Source organism: Roseivivax marinus, from assembly GCF_900109705.1.
Lineage (GTDB): Bacteria > Pseudomonadota > Alphaproteobacteria > Rhodobacterales > Rhodobacteraceae > Roseivivax > Roseivivax marinus.
This window is the reverse complement of sequence record NZ_FOAI01000019.1, coordinates 47,314-57,353: the sequence shown is the minus strand read 5'-3', so window position 1 is coordinate 57,353 and position 10,040 is coordinate 47,314. Positions and strand designations below refer to the sequence as shown.

9 protein-coding genes, 1 tRNA gene and 1 pseudogene are annotated in these 10,040 nt (G+C 63.6%); 9 read left to right on the top strand and 2 right to left on the bottom strand.

Annotated elements, in window-relative coordinates; all coding sequences use genetic code 11:
- The 5 genes and pseudogenes from BMX29_RS18965 to BMX29_RS17620 all read left to right on the top strand — a co-directional run.
- A pseudogene (locus BMX29_RS18965) lies at positions 1-90 on the top strand (IS5/IS1182 family transposase); the annotation flags it as partial.
- A gap of 4 nt (positions 91-94) precedes the next feature.
- Positions 95-1,519, top strand: coding sequence for an apolipoprotein N-acyltransferase (lnt, locus tag BMX29_RS17635; protein WP_175471226.1), 1,425 nt, complete (start codon positions 95-97; stop codon positions 1,517-1,519).
- Positions 1,516-1,683, top strand: a complete 168-nt coding sequence (locus BMX29_RS19355; protein WP_043843765.1) for a hypothetical protein — start codon at positions 1,516-1,518, stop codon at positions 1,681-1,683. Before lnt ends, BMX29_RS19355 begins: the two co-directional genes overlap by 4 nt.
- 339 nt (positions 1,684-2,022) lie before the next feature.
- Positions 2,023-3,006 carry a cytochrome c oxidase assembly protein gene (locus BMX29_RS17625; protein WP_043843767.1) on the top strand — a complete coding sequence of 328 codons (984 nt, stop codon included), beginning with the start codon at positions 2,023-2,025 and terminating at the stop codon, positions 3,004-3,006.
- A gap of 606 nt (positions 3,007-3,612) precedes the next feature.
- The gene (locus BMX29_RS17620) at positions 3,613-5,001 is read left to right on the top strand and encodes an IS1182 family transposase (RefSeq protein WP_092815469.1); all 1,389 of its coding nucleotides are present in this window, start codon (positions 3,613-3,615) and stop codon (positions 4,999-5,001) included.
- 557 nt (positions 5,002-5,558) lie between these two features.
- On the opposite strand, the gene BMX29_RS17615 is transcribed toward BMX29_RS17620, so the two are convergent.
- Positions 5,559-5,981 (bottom strand): helix-turn-helix domain-containing protein, encoded by a 423-nt coding sequence (locus BMX29_RS17615; protein WP_092815466.1) that lies wholly within the window; start codon positions 5,979-5,981, stop codon positions 5,559-5,561.
- A gap of 138 nt (positions 5,982-6,119) precedes the next feature.
- Between BMX29_RS17615 and BMX29_RS18960 the strand changes: the two genes are divergently transcribed.
- Positions 6,120-6,344, top strand: coding sequence for a hypothetical protein (locus BMX29_RS18960; RefSeq protein ID WP_139197077.1), 225 nt, complete (start codon positions 6,120-6,122; stop codon positions 6,342-6,344).
- A 188-nt stretch (positions 6,345-6,532) separates the two neighbouring features.
- The gene (locus BMX29_RS17610) at positions 6,533-7,651 is read left to right on the top strand and encodes a tyrosine-type recombinase/integrase (RefSeq protein ID WP_092815463.1); all 1,119 of its coding nucleotides are present in this window, start codon (positions 6,533-6,535) and stop codon (positions 7,649-7,651) included.
- A gap of 4 nt (positions 7,652-7,655) precedes the next feature.
- On the opposite strand, the gene BMX29_RS17605 is transcribed toward BMX29_RS17610, so the two are convergent.
- Positions 7,656-7,731, bottom strand: a tRNA-Lys gene (locus BMX29_RS17605).
- Between the two features lie 161 nt (positions 7,732-7,892).
- On the opposite strand from BMX29_RS17605, the gene dapF reads away from it, so the two are divergent.
- Positions 7,893-8,696: a diaminopimelate epimerase gene (dapF, locus tag BMX29_RS17600; RefSeq protein WP_342342399.1), complete on the top strand. Its 804-nt coding sequence runs from the start codon at positions 7,893-7,895 to the stop codon at positions 8,694-8,696.
- Complete coding sequence (gene mtaB / locus BMX29_RS17595; RefSeq protein WP_092815459.1) at positions 8,693-9,997, top strand: tRNA (N(6)-L-threonylcarbamoyladenosine(37)-C(2))-methylthiotransferase MtaB; 1,305 nt, start codon at positions 8,693-8,695, stop codon at positions 9,995-9,997. The genes dapF and mtaB overlap by 4 nt, the downstream gene beginning before the upstream one ends.
- Positions 9,998-10,040 lie beyond the last annotated feature (43 nt).

The following is a 10,040-nucleotide window of genomic DNA, read 5'->3' as shown; positions in this document are numbered from 1 at the left end:
GCGACCCGCTACGACAAGACGGCGGAAAGCTTCCTCGGCTTCATTGACATCACGTCGATCCGTCTCTGGATCCGCCATTTGTCAACATGACCTAGTGCGGGACCGCATCCCGTTGGTAGCCGGTGCGATCGGATGGCTTTTCGGCCTGGGCTATTTCGGCTTCGGGCTGTCATGGATCGCCGAAAGCTTCCAGATAGAAGCCGAACGTTTCGGCGCGCTCGCGATCCCCGCCGTTGCCGGGCTCAGCGCGCTCCTTGCGCTCTTTCCGGCCCTAGCTATGACCCTGTTCGTCCTCCTTCGTCGACGTCGGCTTGTTGGCGGCGTGGTCGCGGCATTCCTGTTTGCGGCGTGCTGGGCCGGTGCGGAATGGCTACGCGGGCACGTCTTGACGGGCTTTCCGTGGAACCTTGCAGCCTATGCGCTGGCGGATTTCGATGCGCTCCGCCAACCCGCCGCGTGGCTTGGCAGCTATGGTCTGAGCTTTCTCGTTATTCTCGCCAGCGTGCTTCCGGCACAGGCGATCCTCGCGAGAGGTGCATCCCGCTGGCTGACGCCCCTGTTCTTCGCGCTCGTTGTCGGTGGCCTCTGGGTCTCGGGTCAGGCTCGCATTTCTCGGCCGATGCCGGAATCCACCGGCATCTCGCTGCGCATCGTGCAGGGCAACGTGCCGCAGGAAGCCAAGTGGGCGCCGGGGAGCGCCCCTGCCACGCTTACGAGATACCTCCGGCTTTCCGCGCAAGGCGACCCCGTCGACGTCCTGCTATGGCCGGAGACGGCCTATCCGGGTTTTCTGGACGAGAACGAGGATGCGAAACGCCGCATAGCAGAAGCTCTTCGAGGCGGATGGGTTCTGCTCACCGGCGCCCCCGACCGGACCGCACGGGGGGCGGAGCCGCGCTACTTCAACACGATCCAGGCTTACGACGGGTCTGGCACAATCCTCACAGGCTACGCCAAACATCACCTCGTGCCCTTTGGCGAATATGTTCCGCTCGGGGACTGGTTGCCGATGGACCGCCTGACCGCGGGGCTTGGTGACTTCACGCCCGGACCCGGGCCGCGAACACTCGCGGTCCCCGGTTTGCCGGTCTTGGCTGCCGCAATCTGCTACGAAATCATCTTTCCCGGCCATGTCGTCGATGATGAGATCCGGCCGGACTGGATCTTCAACGCCACCAACGATGCCTGGTTCGGGACGTCCATCGGCCCCGAGCAGCACCTCGCGTCGGCTCGGATGCGCGCCGTCGAGGAAGGGCTGCCGGTGATCCGCGCGGCGAATACAGGCATCTCGGCGGTGATCGACGCGAACGGGACCATCATCCGGGCACTCGGGCTGGAAAAGACGGGGATCATCGATGCCAGCTTGCCTGCGGCTTTGCCTGCCACGCTCTACGCCCGCGCGGGTGACTGGGTGCTTCCGCCTCTCGGCATCGCCGTATGGCTGCTTGCGCTCGGACTGGATCGGCGTGTGTCACGCCGAAACGATTCTCACCGTCTCATCTCAAGGAGGTCCGAATGATCGTGATCGCAGCATTCGTCGGTGGTGCCGGATGGGGCGCCCGACTGGCAAAGAAACGTGGTGGAAACCGGCTGGACATCGCACACTACGCCACGGGTTTCGCCGTGGCCTTCGGGCTGCTCGCGCTCATCGGGACGGTCTTTCTCGAACGTATCGCCGCATGAACGCGCGACGCCTTACCGATGCCGCCATCATTTGGCGCGGGCGGCTTACCTTGCAAGGCGTGGCTCATCGTGGTGCCACACCATCGACTAAAGCAAGCAACAGAAGGGCGACTTTCGACAATGCCCGAGACCGAGGCCGACAACATGCCGATGCCGCGCGCGTCGATCCGCCCGCCAGCTATGGCGCGTCGATGGTCACTGCTCCAAGCTCGACCGCCTGCCACCAATCGGCAAGGCTAAATCCAGGCCTATGTCCGAGGCGCTCCGCCGCAGTGACCCGAGCCGTGCCGGTGCGCCGATGGTGTCGCGCAGGAACGACAAGGCTCCGGTGATGCGTAGATGACGAACATGCTCTCCTTCGATCCCCTCGGGGCGCAGCTTTCTCCGGTGTCGCTTTTCGTTATCGCCGCGCTGGCTGGGCTATACATGCGAGGTCTCGCGCGGCCGAGGCGCCTTCGCCCGCAACCTGCTCCCTGGCAAGCCGGGCTCTTCTTCGCCGGTCTCGGGTGCCTGCTGCTGGCCTTCAATGCGCCGCTTTCGCCACTCGGTCACTCGCTCTTTTCCGTCCATCAGATCAATCACCTTCTTGTGCGCCTTCTCGGGCCTCTGCTGATCGTTGTCGCGCAGCCATGGGGCGTCTGGACTGCGGGAGTGCCGCGGAATTTGCGACAGCAGATCGACGCTCTGTCGCGCCAACCGCTCGTGCGCGCCTTGCGAAGCCCATGGAGCGCAGCCGCTCTGCTCGTCGCTACCCTCTACGTCTGGCAAGTGCCGGTTGTATTCGGTCTTGCGCAGCGGGTCCCGTCCGTCGAGTTGACGGCGCATCTCGGCATGGCCGCGGCGGGGCTCTGGTTCTTCACGTTGCTGCTCGATCCGCGCGATCCCCCCGAGGGGATGCGACGTGGCGCGCGACTGCTCTGCGGGATCGTCGTCATCGTCTCGAATATCCTGCTGGGGTCGCTGATGACACTGAAAGAAGTCGTGCTCTACGGCGCGACAGACCCGGGCGCCGGCTTCACACCGCTGACAGATGAGACCATCGGGGGCTACACAATCTGGGTGCCGTCCTCGATGATCATGATCGTCGCCATCGTTCTGGTGTTCAACGGCTGGAACCGGGCCGAGGAACGCCGCTGGAACGCGCGTCATACGTTGATGCAGCAGTCGAACTCGGCCGCTCTCGAATTTCCCGAAACTGCCCAAGAACTTCGGCTCAAGGTCACGCGGCCCAACCGTGACCTAGGCCGTACGCTGGCCGTGGCGGCGCTTTCGATGTTCGTCGTCGTCATGGTGACGGCGATCACCGTGGTGTCACTTGGGTGAAGGCATGAAGGCTTGCCGCGCCTCGCGAGCCAACCGTCACTTGCCCCCCGGATGATGGAATGCCGGCGCGTCCGCTACACATTCGCCGACGTCAGTGGCCATGCGCCAGCACGCCCTCGGCCATTCGCCCGCCCATTTTTTCCCTACCTTTCGGTGTCGGGGCCTCCGACGTCGCGCGAAACTGGGCGAAGCGATCCCGCGCGAGGCCGGTCGATCCGAAACGCGTTCTTCTCGCAGACAGCGGCCGTGGGGCGGTTCGTGCATACCTGCCAGGCATCAGATCAACCAGCGCTGCCACCGCCGAACAAGGGGTTCCGACGCCAAATCATCCTCGACGAAACGGAAGACGCGGTCCGGCTTGAATGACCCTTCCGACCGCGTTGCGGTTGCTGCTCCCGAAGATTTTGCTGCGCCAAGCACGAACGACCGCATTTGTGACTGCGGCGGGGCGTGGAAAGCTGCCGCAGCACAGCAGACATACTTCTGCGAGCGCGCGCAGCGAGAACTTGGCATTTCCGCAACGGGCTGATGGTGTTGAAAAACTCCGCGCTTGCCGGAGGCCGAAGCTTCTGATTCCCTTTATTTGCGGGAGCGGGAGGGCACGGGATGCTGGGAACTCAAAAGGCGCATGCGCGGCTGTTCTACGAGTTCGATCTCGAGACGCATATTCCGGAGAACCACCTCGTGCGCGGGATCGACCGGTTCCTCGATCTCCGCGAATTGCACAGAGATCTTCGCGGCTTTTACAGTCACACCGGGCGGCCATCGATCGACCCGGAACTCATCATCCGCATGCTCGTCATCGGCTACGTGATGGGGATCAGGTCGGAACGCCGGCTGTGCCAGGAGGTCCATCTCAACCTGGCGTATCGATGGTTCTGTCGCCTCGGTCTCGAAGACAAGATCCCCGATCACTCGACCTTTTCGAAGCTGCGCCACGGCAAGTTCCGTGAGAGCGACCTGTTCCGCCGCCTGTTCGAGGACGTCGTCGCGACGTGCATTGCCGAGGGCTTGGTCGGCGGAACCGGGTTCGCCGTCGATGCAAGCCTGATCAGCGCGGACGTCCAGAAGCAGAGTTCCAGCAAAGCCGAGGACTGGGACGCCGCAGCCATCGATCCCTCGGAGGCCCCGCGCGCTGTTCGCGAGTATCTCGACACGCTCGACGAAGCGGCGTTCGGGGCGGCCACGACGGTGACGCCGAAGTTCACCGCTCATGCCGATCCGGCAAGCCAGTGGACGGCCGCGCGCAAGGGTCCGGCCTTCTTTGCCTATTCCGACAACTACCTGATCGACACCGATCACGGGATCATCATGGACGTCGAGGCGACGAGGTCGGTCCGGCAGGCAGAGGTCGGGTCGGCCCGCACGATGCTGGATCGCACCGAGCGGCGCTTTGGTCTCCGTCCGGACTGGCTGGCTGCCGACACGGCCTACGGTTCGGAAGAGAACCTCGTCTGGCTGACGCTGAAGCGGCAGATCCTTCCCTTCATCCCGGTCTTCGACAAGTCCGAGCGCACGGATGGGACCTGGTCTCGGTCAGACTTCACGTGGGATGAGGAAGGCGATCGCTACCTCTGCCCCGAGGGCAAGGAGCTCCGGCATTCCCGGCGCAACTATTCCGATCCGGGCCGCTCGGCGACAGGGATGAGGCCGCGCCGGTATCGCGCGCTGAAGGCGGACTGTCAGGACTGCCCGTCAAAGGCCAAGTGTTGTCTGAAGAGCGACGTGCGCAGCATCAATCGTGAGAAATACGAGATCGTCCGAGACTTCGCTCGAGCCTGCACGGCTTCCGCGTTTAACGAGGTGGCACAGCGGCGGCGGAAAAAGGTCGAGATGCTGTTCGCTCACCTGAAGCGGATCCTGGGCCTCGGTAGACTCCGGCTCAGGGGCCCGCTTGGCTCGAAAGACGAGTTCACCTTGGCAGCAACGGCCCAAAACCTTCGGAAACTGGCGAAACTTCGGTCACAGAGCTCAAATGGAGCGGCGCCCGCCTGAGGCGGACGAGTGCGTCCCATCAAAATCCCCGATCCTCTCGCTGACCCGTCATTCGAAGGCCAACTCGACCAGCGCCACGACAGACGTTTTTCAACATCATCGGCTCGATCCCGACCTTCGCTGCATGGGGCACGAACGACAGCTCTTCCTTTGCACATGCGATCTGGGTCAGCGACCTGAAAGGAAAGTCGCTTTTGTCTGACACCTGACATACTCCCTATTTCATCCCGAAATGAAGTTGTATGTTCGGCCATTCGGTTCGTCGGCCAGCTTCGTTAACTTTTTGCTAGTGAAGTGAAGTATGAGCACCGATCCTGTCAGGATGGGGATCAGCATCCCGGAAGCTCCGACGACCAGTACAACGATTGCGGAAAGTCCTGCGAGCGTCTCTGGTGCTTCAGCGAACCTCAAGTGGAGGAACCCTGCTAAGTAGATTGAGCAAATTCCCCAGTACACGAAGTGCAGAGGCATCAACGGTGCGATCACTTTGCGCGCCGCTCGCTCAATTGTCGCTTGCCGAATTTTACAGAACTTGTCGGTTGGTCCCTCCATGGCGATCAATCCCTCACCAGTTCTATCCAAGTGTGTACATCATCTGCCGGCACTTCCCTGCCCTCAACGTAAGATTGATACCAGCGGGCAACGATGGCGCCCCGTTTCTCACTTTTTATTTTGATCTTATGTTCATCCAAGTATCGGTCCAGAGACACCTCAAACTCCTTCAAAGCTTCGACATCTCGCGCGGATCGGACGGACTTTGTGCCATGAAGAAGCCAAGCAACGTCGGCGTCAAACTGATGGCTTAAGGCGACGAGCGCCTCGACCGGCATGCCTCGCTTACCCTTCTCATAGCTATGATAAGCGCGATGCGAGACGCCGATAGCCTCAGCCATTGCCGCTTGGGATAGGCCAATCTCGTTTCGCGCTATGGCGAGGCGGGCGCCGATGGCGCGATGGATCTCTTCGGTTGTTCGTTTCATTTGCGCAGCTAGTTGACGACATCGCCATTTTGAGCGAAGTTCGCACAAAATGACAAACATTTGTTGTTGTCATCAGTAGATCACGTCAGATGGTGCTGAGCAAGTCACGTCGTGCTTAAAGACACCGGGAGGTCCAGCATGGAGCAAGAACGTCTTCTTTCGCCCAAACAGCTTGGCAGTATCGTCGGCCTGAGCGCGGCGCAAATACGAGCGCTGATGAATGACGGTCGGCTTGAATTTGTCGAAATATCCCCAAAGACCAAGATGCTGACGCTGAGCGGCTGGGAACGCTTCCGCAAGAGCGCAACCAAAGTGAAGTCGCTGGATGATCATGGGTCCGCGGCGGGCCCCGGGTCGTGGTGATCGAGAAGGTAAAATCTAATGTCCACAGTTCGCACAGCACTGACCCAAAGTGAGCTGACAAGGTACCTGAAAGCGTACCGTGACGCTGGAATACCGGTCGTAAGGTCCGAGATCAGCCGCGACGGAAAAGTGATCATCTATAGCACCGAGCAGACTATCGGGACCGCTTTGAACCCTTGGGACGCCCCATGAAGAGCCGGAAGCAGTTTCCCGGAGCCACCGCTTACTTTGATCGGCATGGGCGCCGGCGCTGGCGATTCCGAAAGGGCGGTTTCACCGCCGAACTTGGGCGCGCCTACGGTTCGGATGACTTCGTGCACCGCTACGATGCAGCGGTGGCAGGTTACCGAACGCGTGGCATGATCGGTGCCGAGCGGACGAAGCCGGGCTCCGTGTCCGCGCTGATCGCGTCATACTACCGTTCGCCCGACTTTCTTGGCCTCTCGGACAGCACCAAACGAGTCTATAAGGGGGTGATCGAGAAGTTTCGAGCCGAGCATGGTGACAAGCCAGCGCACTCTATGCAGCGACGGCATGTTCAGAAGATCCTCGCGGAAAAATCGGAGACGCCGGCCGCAGCGAACAACCTGCGAAAGCGGCTGATCACGCTGTTGGATCATGCCATTTCTCTCGATTGGCGCGGGGACAACCCGGCCCGCGCAACGAAGCCCTACCGCGTTGACGGTACTGGCTTTCACACCTGGGACGAAGGTGAGATCGAACGGTTCTTCTATGTGCACAGAACCGGCACGTTGGCGCATCGAGCGGTGACCCTGATGCTCTATACGGGCGCCGCTCGCGTGGATGCGGTGAAACTCGGACCTTGGAATGTGAAAGCCGGCCGGATTGAGTACCGTCGCCAGAAGACAGCGCGGAGCGGTGGTGTTCCAGTGAGTATCCCAATGCATGAGGACTTGCGTGAGGTTCTTAGCAAACTTCCGGACGATCGGCCTTTCCTCGCGACGAATCGCGGCACCGCGCGCACAGCTGAGAGCTTTGGCAACTACATGCGGCAATGGTGCGACGAGGCGGACTTGTCGGCCTGCACTGCCCACGGACTTCGCAAAGCCTGCGCGCGCAGGTTGGCCGAAGCCGGGGCGACCGCACATGAAATTGGTGCAGTCACGGGCCATAAAACGCTATCGGAAGTGCAGCGATACACGGCTGACGCCCAACGCGAGGGCATGGCCGACTCCGCCTTCTGCAAGCTGATAGCGAGGCCGAACGGGGAACGAAGCGTGACGAACCTAACCGACAGGTTCGCCAAAACATCGAGCAACCGATTGAAAGGAAACGATCAATGTTGATCAGTGGTGAGCCGTGCAGGATTCGAACCTGCGACCCACTGATTAAAAGTCAGTTGCTCTACCAACTGAGCTAACGGCCCACTGGCGGGCTACTTAGAAAGACCGCCTCCGGGGGTCAACCCGAAAAACGACGTGAAATCGGCTGCGTGCCGCGGGGGCATCCCGCGCCCTCTGGAAAGCGCCGGGACGCTTGCGTATATGCCCGCGAATGACACGCGCGCGCACAACCGGACTGCCCTTCATGAAGATGCACGGGCTGGGCAACGACTTCGTCGTGCTCGACGCGCGGGCGCGCGCCCTCGACGTGACCCCTGCTCTGGCGCGGGCGCTCGCGGACCGGCACTTCGGCGTGGGCTTCGACCAGCTCGCGGTGATCGGCACAGGCGGCGAGGGGGACGCGCACCTGACGTTTCTGAACGCCGACGGCTCGACCTCGGCCGCCTGCGGCAATGCCACCCGCTGCATTGCGCGTTTCCTGATGACCGAGACGGGCCGCGACCGGCTCGTGCTGACCACCGATGCGGGCCGACTTGAGGCGGTGGAGGCCGGGGCCGGCCGCGTCTCGGTGAACATGGGGCCGCCACAGACCGACTGGCGCGCGGTGCCGCTGGCCTCCGAGACCGACACGCTTCACCTGCCCATCGACGGCGACCCGGTCGCGACAGGCATGGGCAACCCGCACTGCACCTTCTTCGTGGAGGACGCCGAGGCGGTGGACCTCGCGCGCTTCGGTCCGGCGATCGAGCATCACCCGCTCTACCCCGAGCGGACCAACGTGCAGGTGGCGACGCTGACCGGCCCGGACCGTCTGCGGATGCGCGTGTGGGAGAGGGGCGCAGGCATCACGCTGGCCTCGGGCTCGTCGTCCTGCGCGACGGCGGTGGCGGCGGCGCGCCGCGGGCTCACCGGGCGCGCGGTGACCATCGACCTCGACGGCGGCACGCTCGATGTCGACTGGCGCGAGGACGGGGTGTGGATGACCGGTCCCACGGCCCACGTCTTCGACGGGGTGCTGACCGACGACTGGCTGGAGGCCGTGACATGAGCGCGCCGATCTTCTCGACCATGGGCTGCCGGCTCAATGCCTACGAGACGCAGGCGATGAAGGACCTCGCGGGGCAGGCCGGGCTGGAAGGCGCGGTCGTTGTGAACACCTGTGCCGTCACCGCCGAGGCCGTCCGCAAGGCACGGCAGGAAATCCGCCGGCTGCGCCGCGAGAACCCCGACGCGCGCGTCATCGTCACCGGCTGTGCCGCCCAGACCGAACCCGAGACGTTCTCGGCCATGGACGAGGTCGACGCGGTGGTCGGCAATACCGAGAAGATGGCGCCCGAAACCTGGACCCGGCTCGCCGCCGACTTCGTGGGCGAGACGGAGCGCGTGCAGGTCGACGACATCATGTCGGTGACCGAGACCGCCGGACACCTGATCGACGGTTTCGGCACGCGCAGCCGGGCCTACGTGCAGGTCCAGAACGGCTGCGACCACCGCTGCACCTTCTGCATCATTCCCTACGGCCGGGGCAATTCGCGCTCGGTCCCCGCAGGGGTCGTGGTCGACCAGATCAAGCGGCTGGTGCAGCGGGGCTTCAACGAGGTCGTGCTGACCGGCGTGGACCTGACGAGCTGGGGCGCCGATTTGCCGTCCGAGCCGCGACTGGGCGACCTGGTTCTCCGGATCCTCAAGCTGGTGCCGGACCTGCCGCGGCTGCGGATTTCGTCCATCGACTCGATCGAGGTGGACGAGGCGCTGATGCAGGCCATCGCGACCGAGCCGCGCCTGATGCCGCACCTGCACCTGTCGCTGCAGCACGGCGACGACCTGATACTCAAGCGGATGAAGCGCCGGCACCTGTCCGACGACGCCATCCGCTTCTGCGAGGAGGCGCGCGCCCTGCGGCCCGACATGACCTTCGGCGCCGACATCATCGCGGGCTTCCCGACCGAGACCGAGGCGCATTTCGCCAACGCCTTGCGGATGGTCGAGGCCTGTGACCTGACGTGGCTGCACGTCTTTCCCTACTCGCCGCGCCCGGGCACGCCCGCCGCGCGGATGCCGCAGGTCGACGGCCGGGCGATCAAGGACCGGGCCCGTCGCCTGCGCGAGGCCGGGTCGGCAGCGGTGGTTCGGCACCTCGAGGCGCAAGCCGGCCGACCCCAGACCGTGCTGATGGAATCGCCCGAGATGGGGCGGACCGCGCACTTCGCGGAGGTCCACTTCGCCGCGCCGCAGACCGAAGGCGCGCTGGTGTCGGTCACGCCCGACGGGCACGACGGGCGCCACCTGAGCGCGTCGGCCGCCGCCTGCGGCCCGCACCCCGCCCGGAGCGCGCTGGCCGCGGGTTGACCCGCCCGGCCGCGTCGGGTCTGCTCGCCCCACCCAGGAGGAG

Bases quoted from the DNA above. Each gene is read 5' to 3' on its own strand.
- BMX29_RS19355 (WP_043843765.1), top strand. From the start codon at position 1,516: ATGATCGTGATCGCAGCATTCGTCGGTGGTGCCGGATGGGGCGCCCGA.
- BMX29_RS17625 (WP_043843767.1), top strand. From the start codon at position 2,023: ATGACGAACATGCTCTCCTTCGATCCCCTCGGGGCGCAGCTTTCTCCG.
- BMX29_RS17620 (WP_092815469.1), top strand. From the start codon at position 3,613: ATGCTGGGAACTCAAAAGGCGCATGCGCGGCTGTTCTACGAGTTCGAT.
- BMX29_RS17615 (WP_092815466.1), bottom strand. From the start codon at position 5,981: ATGAAACGAACAACCGAAGAGATCCATCGCGCCATCGGCGCCCGCCTC.
- BMX29_RS18960 (WP_139197077.1), top strand. From the start codon at position 6,120: ATGGAGCAAGAACGTCTTCTTTCGCCCAAACAGCTTGGCAGTATCGTC.
- BMX29_RS17610 (WP_092815463.1), top strand. From the start codon at position 6,533: ATGAAGAGCCGGAAGCAGTTTCCCGGAGCCACCGCTTACTTTGATCGG.
- dapF (WP_342342399.1), top strand. From the start codon at position 7,893: ATGAAGATGCACGGGCTGGGCAACGACTTCGTCGTGCTCGACGCGCGG.
- mtaB (WP_092815459.1), top strand. From the start codon at position 8,693: ATGAGCGCGCCGATCTTCTCGACCATGGGCTGCCGGCTCAATGCCTAC.